The following is a 15,088-nucleotide window of genomic DNA, read 5'->3' as shown; positions in this document are numbered from 1 at the left end:
TTTAAGATGCTGGTTTATGGGGGGACGCGCGATAGACGACCTCTAATAAACAAGCTCAAGACACAACGTCTAGATACAAACTCCAAGATACGGCCACTCAGAGGCAGCTTCTTCGAAACGTCCGCTGCGAAACGTCACGCTTCAAATGTCATGAAGCTAAACGGCGAACAAAGCAGCTAGGTAGCCGCGTTCCCCCCCGTGTGTCTTTGTAATGCTTGTTTGAGGACCACTGAACGCACAGGCTTTGTGACGAAATCATCCATACCTGCTTTTAGGCATTTTTCTTTGTCTTCATTCATTGCATTGGCAGTCAAAGCAATGATGGGTTGGGAGTAACCTTTTGCTCTCAATTGTTTGGTCGCTTCAATACCACAAAGTACCGGCATGGACATATCCATGAGTACGATATCAAACGGAGGCTCTTCACCATCTAAAATGTCTATGGCTTCTTTACCGTTGTTCGCCAGAACAACTGAATGCCCAGCTTTTTCTAGCATTAGTCTGACAACCATTTGGTTGGCTTTACTGTCTTCAGCAACCAAGACTTTGAGCGGCTTCACTTCACTATTATCCGTGTTATCTTTTTTGACGATTTCCTGCAACGGCGGTTCAATGAGAGGAATAGAAATATAGAATGTTGTTCCAACACCGAGTTGGCTTTCAAAATCGATCGTGCCTTGCATCATGGAAACGAGTTTTCGGCAAATTGAAAGCCCGAGGCCGGTACCACCGTATTTGCGCGTGATACTGCCATCAGCCTGCGTAAATGGCTGAAAGATATCTCTCTTTCTTTCGGGGGCAATCCCTATACCAGAATCTTGGACGCTAAGTTTGAGTTCACTTCCTTCCGTCCACATGGATACTTTAATTTCACCCATATCCGAAAACTTCACTGCATTTCCAACGAGATTTAACAGGATTTGAGTAAAACGATTGCCATCTTGATAAATAAGTTTCGGTACATCATCAGAAACATCCATTTCTAATAGAATTTCTTTACCGGATGACACCTCTTTGAGCTGATTAAACACCACAGATACACTTTCTCTGGGGTTCATGTTTTCTGGGTGGAGAGCAAAGCGATCAGATTCAACACGCGACAAATCGAGAACATCATTAATGATCGTCAGCAAAAGTTGCGCTGACTTGTCCATTTGGAGCACCCATTGCTCTTGCTCTTCATTAATGGGTGACTGTTGTAGTGCGTCAAGCAAGCCCATCACTGCATTGAGCGGCGTGCGGATTTCATGGCTCATCATGGCAAGGAATTGAGATTTCGCGGCGTTAGCTGACTCAGCCTGCCTCCGTGCCATTTGTAACTCGTGTAATCGTTGCTTTCGCGTGGTGATGTCTTTTGCGGTTCCGCGGAAACCCAGGCAATTTCCGCGCTTATCATAATACGGCCTACCGGACAGGCTGATCCATTGTTCTGCCCCCTGATTAAACACCTTCCATTCCACTTCAGAAAACGGCTGCTCCAGCTGGATCAGGCCCATCAACTTATTCTTTACTTCGGGCTGACGATCAAACTGGCTCATGATCGCCTGAGGCTCAGTGGATAAGGCTTCGTTTGATGGAGAAGATAAGTAGGTAAACTGCAGATTATTATTAATTTCCCAAAACCAATCACCTGCGGTTTTTGCAAAGTCTCTAAAACGCTGACGGCTAGCGGTAAGTTCTTGGGTTTTTACCGATACTAAACACTGTAGGCGTTCTCGATAGTCGATATCGATGATTGTTCGTTCAATCAATGGTCGAAAACGTTCAATAACTTGTTGGGCTTTGATATCAAAACCACCCTTTTGCGAAGAAAACAGCAGAAGGATAGATTCGCTGGCATTGACTGTCATGCCTGTGACTAGCGCTGAACGACAGGAGTGAAAATCCGACGCGTCGAGTAAGTCAAATTCCTTTACCCGATCAGGCGCATATAAGATAACGGTTTGACCGTTCACACAACGAGAGAACGTGCCGCCATCTTGCCATTGAAACTTTTCAACTTCATGAGACGTTGAGACAAGGCAAGAGTAACTGTCTTCGGTATCTTTATTTCGCGTCAATACCAGTGCATTTTCAAATGAAACGTACCGTTCGATCACTTTAAGAAGCGTGTTAAACACTTCAATTTTGTTGCTTGCTCCCGACATGGCCGATATCGCGGAAAGGATCGCTCGATTTTCTTCTTTGAATTTGTGTTCACGCTCTTCTACGCGATTCAACTCAAACAACGTTTCCTGTAACTTCTCGGAGACAGCGCCAGTCATAATTCATCCTTGTGGAACAAAACGGCAGAAATCATCAAATTGCCATGAGCAATTTCTCCCCCTAGAAACTGCCCCTGTTCACCAAAAGTGAATGGGCAAATAAAAGGGGCTGTCTGCATAGCTCGGTTCATGTTCGCTGCCACATCTTCCAATGATTCTCTAACATGCAGCATGCACCCAGCACAATAAATAGCAATACCACCTATAGGGTCACAGGTATACCGTTCATGTTCATTGGCCGAGTCGACGACTCGCCCCGCGCGAGATACAAGCATCTCTTTGGTTCCCGACATGAAATGTACGGTTTCGCCTTCGCCTAAATTACAGAACATGTTGATGCCCCCTTCATCTGACACAGATGCAGGGTGTGACAAGGTGTAATAAGGCATACCGTGAATCTCTCCGGTTTGCCGACCTAATGGAAACAGGGTTGATTGGGCAAATAGGTCGTTTTCATCTATCGGTTTTCCCGTCGCGTTTTGAAACCACTGACCGTAAACCTTAGAAGCGGGCTGATTGTCCAGCTCCAACAAGGTTCTTCCTTTGACCTTAGTTGCTACAGCGCTGTCGCCCAACGGTGCGTATCCACTGTGAAAAGAATAGCTGACGCGAGCAGAAGGAAAAAATACCGCCATAGCAATGCCACAATCAGTGACACTGTCACTATCAAACAGCGACCAATTGCCACTGACTCCGTCGTCAGCTGCCGTTCCACCAATGATAGGAATATTGACACCGAGTTCGGTGCGAATGGCACGAAGGATGGTTTCTTCATTACCCGGCGTCGCGTGCAGTGCAATAAGTGCTGGAAGCTCTCCGGGTCTGCCGCTGCTCTCAATCGCGCGTTGCAAAACATGCTTGGCACTCTTTCCAACATCGGAGCTTTCCGACAAAGCACATAGGGCTGTTCCGTATGTGCCCGCTTCATCTTGGACTGCCCATGCTGCTAAGTTATGCCCACCCACATAACCTTTTTCGGTCATTGTGCCGCGGCATGATGAGCATCCTACAATATACGCATTAGGAAATTGTATTCTGAACTCTTGTCTTATGGTTTCAACATCTTGCGTTTCTGTGTAATAAACCAGAATGAGCGAAGGCGAAGAGATAGTAGAACGTATCTCTTTGGCAATATTTTGCACGGCAGATGTAGCGTTTAAATCAGTAGACGACGATGTCGCAATTCTCATGGATTTCAGTTCTATCGTGTTTTCTACAGTTAAATCAATAATAGCGCTCTCCTTTCGGCTAACACCAGTATTTAGGTTCATTCTTTTCGTTTAATCACTGAAATCTCTATTAATAGACGATAGAATTGCGACATCGTAGACCAAAAATTCGCTTGCCATGGATAGCCAGCTCTATTTAGTGATAAACGCAAAGCAGCCTCTCGGACAACACGTAAGTAAACGATTGGCGGAAAAAGGAAATGTGGTTGTCTATCTTGATGATGATGAACAAGAAGGATATCGATTAGCGGCTGAAGAACCACGTATTCGCTATCGCTATTGTTTGCCTAAAAATAGCGACATGATTGCGTCTGAAGCTGAGTGGACACAACGTTGCGTATCTTCGATAGATGGCATTGTCGTCATGGTGTCTGCGTCCGAGGTTCAAGATCTCCGTATGCCGCTTGAAGAGCAGCCGCTGTTTTCATCCATGGTGTCGAATCAAACAGAACATACACTCCCTCTCACTTATGTCATTGTGCCAAACGACGACACTCAGGCCGAGTCCCTAAAGGCAATACACCTCGCATTGTGTTCCCAATCTCATCTGAACGAAAAACCGAGTATGCTCCGCGTAAATTACGTTGTGATATCAACGGAGACTGGCGACAAACACTTGGAAAGCCCTTTGCTGTTGGATTTATCGACAGATGTCTCTAACCTGATACATTACTTGACATCAATACATGCTCGATCTGTTCATCGCCAAGCCTTCTATTTTAAAAAGTACGACAGTCAATAGGCAGTAAAAAAGCAGCCTACAGCTGCTTTTATGTAACATTTTATAAGCTTCGTCGAATATTCATTGCCAATATCCGAAATGTTAACCCCTATCGCACAAATATTAATTTGTTGTTAAAAGTTAATTTCTATTTGATCTCGATCAATGATTAAAATTATTTGGTCGCCTGCCCGATATTTAACATTGTCTGATAAAGCGTAAAGATGAGCACGATTGTTATCTGTCACCTTGATATTTTTCACCTCAAACTCCGTTTTTATCGCATCGCTTTTTACATATAAAGACGAAGGCATGATCGAGGAATTAACGATAAACAAAGGCGTTGTATCTGATTGTTTTTTAAGCTCAATGCCTACATTTCCACCGTTGGTGATGACTTGGCAATAACCTTCTACGATCTCGCATTGGAACACGTTTGTCGGGTCAGAATAGTCAAAAGTACGCCACGTAAATGCTGCAATAAGTACAGCCATAACGACTAATATTTGTATTAAACGACCTGTGGTTAATTTTTCTGCAGCCATATGACTTAGCTTTTCCCGTGTTACAGAGCTCAAAGTTTTAGTAGAAATGTTACCTAAGGGTAAACCGAGTGTGGTTAGAGACCTGTTTTTAACTGAATAAGTGAAGTATTATCAACACCGAAAATGCCACTTTTACAATAAAATAGCAATGGAATGCATCAAGTGGGTATAAATCAAGCACTATTCGCATTGCATTGCTCCTGGGTGGCATTGTGACATTAAGTCACTTTGTATATACGTGAGTGTAGTAATTAAAAAGTGGAAGCATGCAATATGAGCCAAGATAAGCAGCTTGAACTCGAATACAATTACCGCGTTGTCCGTCAATTTACCCTCGTTACAATTTTGTGGGGTATTGTGGGCATGGGTATTGGTGTTCTTATAGCCGCTCAGTTGGTATGGCCTGCGCTTAACTTCGATGTTCCATACCTGACCTATAGCCGTCTGCGCCCTCTGCATACCAATGCAGTAATTTTCGCATTCGGCACAAGTGCCCTTTTCGCAACGTCTTATTACGTTGTTCAGCGCACATGTCAGGTGAAACTGTTCGGAGGAAAGCTGGCTGAATTTACTTTCTGGGGATGGCAAGCAATTATTCTTTCAGCAGCAATTACCTTACCGATGGGTTACACCAGTGGTAAAGAATATGCTGAGTTGGAATGGCCAATCGATATCGCTATTGCGGTCGTTTGGGTTTCATACGCCGTGGTTTTCTTTGGAACCATGATTAAGCGCAAAACGTCCCATATTTATGTCGCAAACTGGTTCTTTGGTGCCTTTATTATCACCGTCGCCGTTTTGCACATCGTTAACAGCATGGCAATTCCTGTCTCTGGCATGAAATCGTATTCGATATACGCCGGGGCAATAGACGCCATGATCCAGTGGTGGTATGGACACAACGCTGTAGGCTTCCTTTTGACTGCAGGCTTCCTAGGTATGATGTACTACTTCGTACCGAAGCAAGCTGGTCGTCCAGTTTACTCTTATCGTCTATCCATCGTTCACTTCTGGGCGCTTGTTTCTCTGTATATCTGGGCGGGTCCTCACCACCTTCACTACACTGCACTTCCAGACTGGACTCAGTCGTTAGGCATGGTGATGTCTATCATCCTGTTTGCTCCATCTTGGGGCGGCATGATTAACGGTATCATGACCCTTTCTGGTGCTTGGCATAAACTGCGTTATGACCCAATCCTTCGTTTCCTTATCGTATCTCTGTCGTTCTACGGCATGTCTACGTTTGAAGGCCCGATGATGGCAATCAAGACGGTTAACGCCCTGTCGCATTATACCGACTGGACAATTGGTCACGTTCACTCTGGCGCATTGGGCTGGGTAGCGATGGTATCAATCGGTGCGGTATACCACTTGATTCCTAAACTGTTTAACCAAGAGCGTATGTACTCGCTTAACCTGATCAACGTTCACTTCTGGTTAGCAACAGTCGGTACTGTTCTTTACATCGTCGCGATGTGGATCTCAGGCGTAATGCAAGGTTTGATGTGGCGTGCAGTTAACACTGACGGCACCCTAACCTACAGCTTTGTAGAATCACTGGAAGCGTCGTACCCGTTCTACTTCGTTCGTTTCGTTGGTGGAGCTATCTTCCTCTCGGGCATGTTCTTGATGGCGTACAACACGTACAAAACCATCTCAGCGCCTAAAGCTAGCCTGAAAGCCGTTGAGCAACCAGCATAAGGAGACCAACGATGAGTACTAGTCGTCACGAAATTGTAGAGAAGAACGTTGGTTTATTAGCAATCTTGATTGTTATTGCCATCAGCTTGGGGGCACTGGTAGAAATCACGCCATTGCTTTACCAAAAGCAAACCACTGAGCCAGTCGATAACCTGCGCCCATACACTGCACTTGAAATGGAAGGCCGAGACATTTACATCCGCGAAGGTTGTAACGTTTGTCACAGCCAGATGATTCGTCCATTCCGTGCTGAAACCGAGCGATACGGTCACTATTCTGTCGCCGGTGAAAGTGTTTGGGAGCACCCTTTCCTATGGGGTTCTAAGCGTACAGGTCCTGATCTTGCTCGTGTTGGTGGTCGTTATTCTGATGAATGGCACCGCGTTCACTTGATTGACCCTCGCGCTGTTGTACCTGAATCAAACATGCCTGGCTTCCCTTGGTTAGCTGAGACTGTATTGTCAGGTGACACGACTGAGAAGAAACTGACGGTTTTCCGAGATATGTTTGGTGTGCCATACACCGATGAGCAAGTCGCGAACGCGAAAGCTGACGTTCAAGGAAAAACTGAAATGGAAGCACTGATTGCTTACCTTCAGTCTCTCGGCCACGCAATGAAGTAAGGAATCGTTATGGAAATTGTTTCGTTCCATAGTATCTGGACACTCGTAATTTTTGTGAGCTTCATTGGGATAGTGCTTTGGGCCTACAGCAGCCGTCGTAAAACGGAATTTGAAGACGCTGCGAACCTTGTCTTTGCGGATGAGGATAAAGGTACAAAAAAGACAGGAGAAGATAACAAATGACGACATTTTGGAGTCTATTCATCACTGTCATTGTCGTTGCTACGCTTGTAGGTTGTGCTGCACTGATTATTTGGTGTGGCAAAGACCTTAAAGGTGTTGCTGACGGTGAGGATATGGGCCACGAGTACGATGGTATTCGTGAACTAAACAACCCTCTACCGAAATGGTGGTCCTACATGTTTTGGGCAACCATCGTCTTCGGTGCAGTTTACTTGGCGCTTTATCCAGGTCTAGGAAACTTCCAAGGGTTGTTTAACTGGCAAAGTTCAGCGCAACAAGTAAAAAACATCGATGAGTCTCGTGAGCGAATGGCTAACAGTGAGGGTATTGACCAATACGCTCGCGAACTGTCAGCTGCAAATGAAATTTTCGGTGAAACGTTCCGCAAACTTGCTTACAAGCCTGGTAGCGATGAACTTCTTGAAATTACTGAAATCGCCAAAAACCCTGAAGCGGTAAAAGTCGGTCAGCGTCTGTTTATTCAGAACTGTGCTCAATGCCACGGCTCTGATGCGCGCGGTCAATCGGGCTTCCCTAACCTTACCGATAAAGCATGGTTGTATGGCGGTGAGCCTGAAGCCATCAAGGCAACCTTGTTGCACGGCCGTGTCGGTAACATGCCTGCTTGGTTAGATGCGTTTGGTGAAGATGGTGTTAGCGAAGTATCAGCATATGCTCTAAGCCTTTCTGGCCGTAAAGTTAACGCTGAAGAAGCGGCGAAAGGTAAAGCTCGCTTTGTTGTTTGTGCTGCATGTCATGGTACTGATGGTAAGGGTAACCCAGCCTTCGGTGCGCCTGACCTGACAGATAACGTATGGCTATTTGGTGGCTCTCGTAAAGCCGTTGAAGACACTGTTCGTTATGGCCGTCAAGGCGTGATGCCTGCTTGGAAAGATATCCTGGACGAAGATAAGATCCAGCTTCTTTCTGCGTATGTTTGGCAGCTAAGCAATACTCAAAACCAATAAAAAATCGTTGTTGTTAAGCCCCTGCTTTCAGGGGCTTTTTTACCCAAGAAGATAGTAAATACAGGAAAGCGATATGAACAAACCATGGTATAAGCAGTTCTGGCCTTGGTTCCTGATTGCATTACCCGCCAGCGTCGTCATTGCGAGCTTATTCACCGTCACGCTATTTAGTAAAAATCAGGTTTCTCTCGTCGCAGAAGACTATTACAAAGAAGGCAAAGGGATTAACCAAGACCTTTCTCGTCTTCGTCAGGCTGATGCTTTGTCTTTATCAGCATTCTTAACCACACAAGATGACTCAGCTGTTTTCACGCTTGATAAGGGTGAGCTAGAGCAATTCCCAACTCTCAAAATTACCTTCCAACATCGTACGCTTGCCAACAAAGATGTTGAGCAGATGGTCAATGCTGATCAGAATGGTCGTTACCGTATCGCGCTTTCCGAGCCACTGGAAGGGCCTTGGTATATCGAACTTAATGCGTTTGATGGTACTTGGGCGCTCAATGGTCGCGCTACCCTTCCATCATCCGAACCTGTTAAGTTGTATGGTCAGATCAAGGAATGACGCAAGATTGTTATCACTGCGGAGAGCCAGTATTAACTGGTGACTCCTACCAAGTCGAAATTCAGGGCGTAAACCGTACAATGTGTTGCCCTGGATGTGAGGCCGTTGCAACAACCATCGTCGCCAACGGCTTAACGTCATATTACGAATATCGCACCGCACCGGCTGAAAAAGCCAACCTCGTCCCCGAAGAACTGCAGTCTCTCAGCCTTTACGACAACGAAGACGTTCAACAAGAATTTGTGCGCCATGAAAATGGTATCGACGAAGTCATTCTTTCTGTAGACGGCGTTTCCTGTGCCGCTTGTGCTTGGCTAATCGAAAAACAAATCAGCGCCCAAGACGGCGTTTCTCGTATTCAAGTGAATACAACCACAAACCGAGCCACACTGCGCTGGGACCCAACTCAAGTCAAACTCAGCACATTGCTGAGTAAAATCCACGGCCTTGGATACAAAGCCGCGCCTTTTGAAGCTGACAATCAAGAAGCGCAATATCACCGTACGATGAAACAATACCTCTACAAGCTGGGTGTTGCTGGCCTTGCCACCATGCAGGTCATGATGCTGGCGATTGCCATGTATTTCGAAGTTTTTGGTGATATGGATGAGTCTTTTCGTAATTACTTTCGTTGGGTTAGTTTGATTTTTGCAACTCCGGTTCTGTTGTATTCTGCCATGCCGTTCTACATCAATGCGTGGCGCAATTTAAAAGCCAGAACCCTCGGCATGGATGTTCCAGTCTCTATCGCCTTGTTGTTTGCTTATTTCGCGAGCTTATATGCCACCGTCACCGGCGTCGGCGAGGTATTCTTCGAATCTATCGCGATGTTTACCTTCTTTTTGCTTGTCGGTCGCTTCCTCGAAATGCGAGCGCGTCGTACCGCAGCGGCTGCGAGTGCAAATCTACTCAAGCTGATCCCGCGTTTGGCAACGCTTGATTCGGGCGAACAGATACCAGCCAAATCGCTAACCGTCGGTCACATTGTTCGTGTGCTTCCTGGAGAACCCTTCCCTGCTGATGGCGTCATTACTGAAGGTGTCACCACCGTCGATGAATCCATGCTTACGGGAGAGTCGATGCCGGAGGCGCGCGAGTCTGGTCATTTGGTTTACGCTGGTACGCTCAACATTGATGGTAACGTGAATGTGAAAGTGACGGCTGAGAAGAAAGACTCTTTGATTGCCCATATCGTTCAATTACAAGATGAAGCCCAGCTCGCCAAGCCGCGTGTGGCACAAATTGCAGATATCGTGGCGCGTTACTTTGTCGCAGCAATATTGGTGATTTCCGCATTGACGTGGTGGTATTGGCAAAGCCATCGTCCTGATGATGCTTTTTGGATCATGTTGTCGGTTCTCGTTGCTACGTGCCCATGTGCATTGTCCCTTGCAACCCCGACGGCACTGACCTGCTCGACGTCAACATTCGGAAGACTGGGCATTTTGCTGCGCCGTGGACACGTTTTTGAAACGCTCACCAAGATTAACCGCGTCATTATTGATAAGACGGGCACGCTGACAGAAGGCAATGTCACACTGTCTGATAACGCAACATACGCCAATCTATCGTCACAAGAAGCGCTTGGTATCGCTGCGGCGTTAGAATCGTACGCGAACCACCCTATCGCTGAGGCATTCCATGGCGTTACCGTGACTGATGGCGTGACACAGGTTGAAAATGTTATTGGTGAAGGGTTAAAGGGCAAATATCTTGATAAAGAATGGCGAATAGGAAAGCCTGAATTTGCACTCACAAACCCAAATGAAGCCGCGACGGTCGATCATCAAATATGGCTTTCATGCGAAGGCCAGAAAATCGCCTCGTTCCAATTAGTTGACCCAATCCGCCAAAGCAGTAAAACGCTGATCGACAAGTTCCATGAAGCGGGTATCGCGGTCACTATGTTGACGGGCGATAATTCAAAAACAGCAGAATCAGTGGCAAAACAGCTGGGTATTGATGAATTGGTGTCTGGCGTATCTCCTCAGGGCAAGCTTGATTACCTTAACGCTTTGTCTAAAGACCAAATAACAATGATGATCGGTGATGGCGTCAATGATGCCCCTGTTCTGGCAGGTGCCCATCTGTCTGTTGCTATGGGTGGAGGCACTGATGTCGCAAAAGCTTCTGCGGATATGGTTTTGCTCGGCGACGATCTGACAAAGCTGCTTGATGCGCGTCACTTAGCGGGGTTCACGCAAAAAATCATTCGCCAGAATCTTGCATGGGCTTTAGGCTATAACCTCATTATTCTGCCGCTTGCCGTGATGGGGTTTGTCGCTCCATACATTGCTGTTGCAGGCATGTCTGGTAGCTCCGTTATCGTCGTCACGAATTCGTTGCGTCTCTTTAAGAAAGACCTCATTGAGCGTCTCAAGGATAAGTAGTTATGGAAAGTCTGTATATCCTCATACCCATTGCCATCTTACTTGTCTGTGTTGCAGTCGGCATTTTCATATGGGCGGTTAAAACCGAACAGTTTGAAGATCTGGAACGTCAAGGAATGAATATTCTTCTTGATGATGACAAAGAACCAGTAAGCAGAAAACAACAGACAGATAAGCCGGAAGAACAGTAATGCCGTACACTGATTTTATTGCGGCATTTATGGTCGGCCTCTTAGGGGCTGGCCATTGTTTAGGAATGTGCGGTGGCGTCGCCGCTGCCGTTTCCTTTGGTACACCTGCTGAGAAAAACAAAATCCCCTTTTTACTTTTCTACAATGGCGGAAGACTGCTGTCTTATGCCGTCATAGGAGCAATCGGTGGCGGCTTGGTTTCAGGTGTTGTCGGCATCAGTCAAATGTCCCAAGGGTTGATTTGGTTACGACTGGCCGCTGCTATCATGATGATTTTGCTGGCGCTTTATATAGGACAGTTCTGGAATGGACTGTCTTATGTAGAGAGGATTGGTAAAGTGCTCTGGCGACATATATCCCCACTTTCGTCTAAATTCCTTCCGTTGAAGAGCCCATTATCTGCGCTTCCCTTTGGCATGATCTGGGGGTGGTTACCCTGCGGCTTGGTCTATTCAGCATTAAGTTGGGCTGCAGTGTCAGGTAATGCGTTTCATGGATTATTGATAATGCTCGCATTTGGCCTAGGGACACTCCCTGCAATGTTACTTATTGGTTCTTTTGCTGAAGCGGCCAAAAAGGCGCTTAACAATTTGATTTTTAGGCGTTTCTCATCAGTGATACTGCTAATGTACGGAATTGTTACCGCTTATTCTGTATACAATCAGTTGTACTAAGGCTCGATTTATCACGTAGAAGTGGTAAAATATTGACTCAAATCAAATTGGCAAAGCAGGCTCATGATTCAAGACAAGATCATCACTAAACGAGTTCAATCCGGCGGATGCGCAATCCATTGTCAGGACTGCAGTATCAGTCAGCTCTGTATCCCTTTTACTTTGAGTGAAAGTGAGCTTAATCAGCTTGACCAAATTATTGAACGGAAGAAGCCAATTCAAAAAGGCCAGCCTTTGTTTCAAGCTGGTGACCCGCTTCGTTCATTGTATGCCATTCGCTCTGGCACAATTAAAAGCTATACCATTACAGAGCAAGGCGATGAGCAAATCACTGCATTCCACCTAGCGGGTGATCTCGTAGGCTTCGACGCTATCAATCATATGTCTCACCCTAGCTTTGCCCAAGCACTCGAAACATCAATGGTTTGTGAAATTCCTTTTGAGATACTCGATGATCTTTCAGGAAAAATGCCGAAACTTCGTCAACAAATCATGCGCCTAATGAGTAGTGAAATTAAGGGGGATCAAGAAATGATTCTTCTACTATCTAAGAAAAATGCTGAAGAACGTTTAGCAGCATTTTTGCATACCCTCTCTACTCGATTCTCTCAACGTGGTTTCTCTGCTAAAGAGTTTCGTCTTACCATGACTCGTGGTGACATTGGCAATTACCTTGGCCTGACTGTTGAAACGATCAGCCGCTTGCTTGGACGTTTCCAGAAGAGTGAAATGTTAAGTGTCAAAGGCAAATACATTACGATCCTGGACCAAGATGAACTGGGCCGACTTGCTGGAATTAGTAAGTAATTCGTTCTCACAAATTGACAATTTTCCGAATGGCGCTTTACGCGCCATTTCTCTTTTTTTACGTTTATATATCTGAATTTATTCCACCATCCGCTAAGATTGCGTTACAGTAAAGTATCGGCATTACCAAGCTGGAGGTTTGTTATGAACAGATATACCAACTTGCTCGTGGCCATCGACCCCGACCACGAAGAACAGCCCGCACTCTCGCGAGCACTTGATATCGCCAGAAAATCCTCGGCAGATGTTAAGCTTACTCTTTTCCTCGCTATCTACGATTTTTCTTATGAAATGACCTCGATGCTATCTGCAGAAGAGCGTCAGGCAATGCGCTCCGGTGTACTTCGTCAGCGTGAAGAATGGGTTGCCTCATTAGTCACTAACCACGAGACACAAGGCATCGAAGTCACCCCCCATGTTGTTTGGCACAATCGCCCTTATGAAAGCATGATTGCCCGAGTGTTTGACTCTCATCATGACCTATTAGTTAAGGCCACTCACGAGCACGATAAATTAGGCTCTGTGATCTTCACACCGACAGACTGGCACTTACTTCGCAAATGCCCCTGCCCTGTTTTATTGGTTAAAGAACACGGTTGGCCAGAAAACGGCAAAATACTCACCGCGGTTAATGTGTCTTCTGAAAACGAAACGCATATCCCCCTCAATGACAAGCTCATTGAAGAATCAAATGCAATGAGCAAATTGCTCCATGCAGAAGTTAATCTCGTCAATGCTTACCCTGCCACACCTGTTAACGTCACGATCGAGTTACCTGAGTTCGACCCTGCGTCCTACACTGATGCTGTTCGAGGACATCATTTGCTTGAAATGAAAGCGTTGAGGCAAAAGCATGGGATTGATGAACAGCAAACATATTGCCAAGAGGGTTTACCTGAAGATGTCATTCCTGCGGTCGCTAAACAACTCGACGCAGAACTAGTGATACTCGGAACAACGGGCCGCGTTGGTCTGTCGGCGATTTTCATTGGTAATACCGCTGAGCACACTATCGACCAGTTGAATTGTGACGTGTTAGCCATCAAGCCAGATGGCTACGTCAGCCCACTCGCGCCAAATTTATCTGAGGCGTAGATATCTAACTCCTACATATAAGCGCCTTCGGGCGCTTTTCTTCTTGTCACACTAGCATCCTGTCACGAAATCCGTATCATACGCGCCAAACCCTCGCTTCAAGCCCTGTCGAGATAAGCAACCTGCTATCTCTTCAATGTATTGTATGCTTGCTAGCGTAGAGATATTTCAGAGGCACACAGTATTACCATGTCGAATCAAGAACTCACAAAATCACAAAAGTACAACCTGAACAAATTGCACAAACGTCTTCGTCGCAATGTCGGTCAAGCCATTGCTGACTTCAACATGATTGAAGATGGCGACCGCATCATGGTTTGCTTGAGTGGTGGCAAAGACAGCTACACCATGCTTGAAATTCTGCAAAACTTGCAGAAAAGCGCGCCAGTCTCATTTGAGCTGATCGCCGTTAACCTAGACCAGAAACAACCGGGTTTTCCTGAGCATGTGTTGCCAGAGTATCTTGATAACCTAGGTGTTCAGTACAAAATTGTGGAAGAAGACACCTACGCAATCGTCAAAGACAAAGTGCCAGAAGGCAAAACAACATGTTCACTTTGTTCTCGCCTTCGTCGCGGTATTCTTTACCGCACAGCAAAAGAGCTAGGCGCTACGAAGATTGCATTGGGTCACCATCGTGATGACATTCTCGAGACGCTGTTCTTGAACATGTTCTATGGCGGTAAATTGAAAGGTATGCCACCTAAGTTGGTGTCAGACAATGGCGAGCATGTGGTTATTCGCCCGTTAGCTTATTGTCGTGAGAAAGATATTGAACGCTATGCGAGCGCAGCAGAGTTCCCTATCATTCCTTGCAACCTGTGTGGTTCTCAACCAAACATGCAGCGTCAAGTGATCAAAGAAATGCTTCGTGATTGGGATAAACGCTTCCCTGGCCGAATCGAAACGATGTTCACAGCAATGCAAAACGTTGTTCCGTCGCACCTTGCCGATTTTGATCTGTTCGACTTTAAGACCATTACCAAAGACTCTGGTGTGATTAATGGTGGTGATACAGCATTCGACAAAGAGCAGTTCAGCGACGTTGCACCATCAAAAGATGACGTAATTGAAGTTGACCCTGCAATGGCCTTAGATGTCGTTCAAGTAAACTAACCAGCTTATCCGTTAG

General features: G+C 45.9%; 15 protein-coding genes. 12 read left to right on the top strand and 3 right to left on the bottom strand.

Going from position 1 to position 15,088, the window contains the following annotated elements; all coding sequences use genetic code 11:
* Window positions 1–176 precede the first annotated feature (176 nt).
* The gene (locus tag Q365_RS0122975; RefSeq protein WP_028025563.1) at window positions 177–2,264 is read right to left on the bottom strand and encodes a PAS domain-containing hybrid sensor histidine kinase/response regulator; all 2,088 of its coding nucleotides are present in this window, start codon (window positions 2,262–2,264) and stop codon (window positions 177–179) included.
* Window positions 2,261–3,454, bottom strand: a complete 1,194-nt coding sequence (locus tag Q365_RS0122970; protein ID WP_028025562.1) for an FIST signal transduction protein — start codon at window positions 3,452–3,454, stop codon at window positions 2,261–2,263. The genes Q365_RS0122975 and Q365_RS0122970 overlap by 4 nt, the downstream gene beginning before the upstream one ends.
* A gap of 157 nt (window positions 3,455–3,611) precedes the next feature.
* Here Q365_RS0122970 and Q365_RS0122965 point away from each other — a divergent pair, with 157 nt between their 5' ends.
* On the top strand, window positions 3,612–4,235 hold the full coding sequence (locus tag Q365_RS0122965) for a hypothetical protein (protein WP_028025561.1): 624 nt from the start codon (window positions 3,612–3,614) through the stop codon (window positions 4,233–4,235).
* A 113-nt stretch (window positions 4,236–4,348) separates the two neighbouring features.
* Here Q365_RS0122965 and Q365_RS0122960 read toward each other — a convergent pair whose 3' ends face one another.
* Window positions 4,349–4,759 carry a hypothetical protein gene (locus Q365_RS0122960; RefSeq protein WP_028025560.1) on the bottom strand — a complete coding sequence of 137 codons (411 nt, stop codon included), beginning with the start codon at window positions 4,757–4,759 and terminating at the stop codon, window positions 4,349–4,351.
* 273 nt (window positions 4,760–5,032) lie between these two features.
* Here Q365_RS0122960 and ccoN point away from each other — a divergent pair, with 273 nt between their 5' ends.
* The 11 genes from ccoN to ttcA all read left to right on the top strand — a co-directional run bounded on the left by ccoN (window position 5,033) and on the right by ttcA (window position 15,072).
* The gene (gene ccoN, locus Q365_RS0122955) at window positions 5,033–6,460 is read left to right on the top strand and encodes a cytochrome-c oxidase, cbb3-type subunit I (RefSeq protein WP_028025559.1); all 1,428 of its coding nucleotides are present in this window, start codon (window positions 5,033–5,035) and stop codon (window positions 6,458–6,460) included.
* 11 nt (window positions 6,461–6,471) lie between these two features.
* On the top strand, window positions 6,472–7,083 hold the full coding sequence (gene ccoO / locus Q365_RS0122950) for a cytochrome-c oxidase, cbb3-type subunit II (RefSeq protein WP_028025558.1): 612 nt from the start codon (window positions 6,472–6,474) through the stop codon (window positions 7,081–7,083).
* Between the two features lie 9 nt (window positions 7,084–7,092).
* Window positions 7,093–7,266, top strand: coding sequence for a CcoQ/FixQ family Cbb3-type cytochrome c oxidase assembly chaperone (locus tag Q365_RS0122945; protein ID WP_028025557.1), 174 nt, complete (start codon window positions 7,093–7,095; stop codon window positions 7,264–7,266).
* Window positions 7,263–8,234: a cytochrome-c oxidase, cbb3-type subunit III gene (ccoP, locus tag Q365_RS0122940; RefSeq protein ID WP_028025556.1), complete on the top strand. Its 972-nt coding sequence runs from the start codon at window positions 7,263–7,265 to the stop codon at window positions 8,232–8,234. Before Q365_RS0122945 ends, ccoP begins: the two co-directional genes overlap by 4 nt.
* 73 nt (window positions 8,235–8,307) lie before the next feature.
* Entirely contained in the window at window positions 8,308–8,799 is a 492-nt protein-coding gene (locus Q365_RS0122935) for a FixH family protein (RefSeq protein ID WP_028025555.1), read from the top strand.
* A complete protein-coding gene (locus tag Q365_RS0122930; protein WP_028025554.1) occupies window positions 8,796–11,189 on the top strand; it encodes a heavy metal translocating P-type ATPase in 2,394 nt (797 codons plus the stop codon). The genes Q365_RS0122935 and Q365_RS0122930 overlap by 4 nt, the downstream gene beginning before the upstream one ends.
* 2 nt (window positions 11,190–11,191) lie before the next feature.
* The gene (ccoS, locus tag Q365_RS0122925; protein WP_028025553.1) at window positions 11,192–11,380 is read left to right on the top strand and encodes a cbb3-type cytochrome oxidase assembly protein CcoS; all 189 of its coding nucleotides are present in this window, start codon (window positions 11,192–11,194) and stop codon (window positions 11,378–11,380) included.
* Window positions 11,380–12,054: a sulfite exporter TauE/SafE family protein gene (locus tag Q365_RS0122920; RefSeq protein ID WP_028025552.1), complete on the top strand. Its 675-nt coding sequence runs from the start codon at window positions 11,380–11,382 to the stop codon at window positions 12,052–12,054. Before ccoS ends, Q365_RS0122920 begins: the two co-directional genes overlap by 1 nt.
* A gap of 63 nt (window positions 12,055–12,117) precedes the next feature.
* Window positions 12,118–12,861 carry an FNR family transcription factor gene (locus Q365_RS0122915; protein ID WP_028025551.1) on the top strand — a complete coding sequence of 248 codons (744 nt, stop codon included), beginning with the start codon at window positions 12,118–12,120 and terminating at the stop codon, window positions 12,859–12,861.
* 144 nt (window positions 12,862–13,005) lie between these two features.
* Window positions 13,006–13,956, top strand: a complete 951-nt coding sequence (gene uspE / locus Q365_RS0122910) for a universal stress protein UspE (RefSeq protein ID WP_028025550.1) — start codon at window positions 13,006–13,008, stop codon at window positions 13,954–13,956.
* A 183-nt stretch (window positions 13,957–14,139) separates the two neighbouring features.
* Window positions 14,140–15,072 carry a tRNA 2-thiocytidine(32) synthetase TtcA gene (gene ttcA, locus Q365_RS0122905; RefSeq protein WP_028025549.1) on the top strand — a complete coding sequence of 311 codons (933 nt, stop codon included), beginning with the start codon at window positions 14,140–14,142 and terminating at the stop codon, window positions 15,070–15,072.
* Window positions 15,073–15,088 lie beyond the last annotated feature (16 nt).

This window comes from Enterovibrio calviensis DSM 14347, assembly GCF_000621165.1.
GTDB lineage: Bacteria > Pseudomonadota > Gammaproteobacteria > Enterobacterales > Vibrionaceae > Enterovibrio > Enterovibrio calviensis.
Note: the sequence above shows the minus strand (reverse complement) of the source record. Positions and strands in the feature narration are given on the sequence as shown.

Excerpts from the sequence above, each read along its gene's own strand:
- ccoN (WP_028025559.1), top strand. The coding sequence starts at position 5,033 with ATGAGCCAAGATAAGCAGCTTGAACTCGAATACAATTACCGCGTTGTC.
- Q365_RS0122935 (WP_028025555.1), top strand. The coding sequence starts at position 8,308 with ATGAACAAACCATGGTATAAGCAGTTCTGGCCTTGGTTCCTGATTGCA.
- Q365_RS0122930 (WP_028025554.1), top strand. The coding sequence starts at position 8,796 with ATGACGCAAGATTGTTATCACTGCGGAGAGCCAGTATTAACTGGTGAC.
- ccoS (WP_028025553.1), top strand. The coding sequence starts at position 11,192 with ATGGAAAGTCTGTATATCCTCATACCCATTGCCATCTTACTTGTCTGT.
- uspE (WP_028025550.1), top strand. The coding sequence starts at position 13,006 with ATGAACAGATATACCAACTTGCTCGTGGCCATCGACCCCGACCACGAA.
- ccoP (WP_028025556.1), top strand. The coding sequence starts at position 7,263 with ATGACGACATTTTGGAGTCTATTCATCACTGTCATTGTCGTTGCTACG.
- ccoO (WP_028025558.1), top strand. The coding sequence starts at position 6,472 with ATGAGTACTAGTCGTCACGAAATTGTAGAGAAGAACGTTGGTTTATTA.
- Q365_RS0122970 (WP_028025562.1), bottom strand. The coding sequence starts at position 3,454 with ATGAGAATTGCGACATCGTCGTCTACTGATTTAAACGCTACATCTGCC.
- Q365_RS0122915 (WP_028025551.1), top strand. The coding sequence starts at position 12,118 with ATGATTCAAGACAAGATCATCACTAAACGAGTTCAATCCGGCGGATGC.
- Q365_RS0122965 (WP_028025561.1), top strand. The coding sequence starts at position 3,612 with ATGGATAGCCAGCTCTATTTAGTGATAAACGCAAAGCAGCCTCTCGGA.
- Q365_RS0122975 (WP_028025563.1), bottom strand. The coding sequence starts at position 2,264 with ATGACTGGCGCTGTCTCCGAGAAGTTACAGGAAACGTTGTTTGAGTTG.
- Q365_RS0122945 (WP_028025557.1), top strand. The coding sequence starts at position 7,093 with ATGGAAATTGTTTCGTTCCATAGTATCTGGACACTCGTAATTTTTGTG.
- Q365_RS0122920 (WP_028025552.1), top strand. The coding sequence starts at position 11,380 with ATGCCGTACACTGATTTTATTGCGGCATTTATGGTCGGCCTCTTAGGG.
- Q365_RS0122960 (WP_028025560.1), bottom strand. The coding sequence starts at position 4,759 with ATGGCTGCAGAAAAATTAACCACAGGTCGTTTAATACAAATATTAGTC.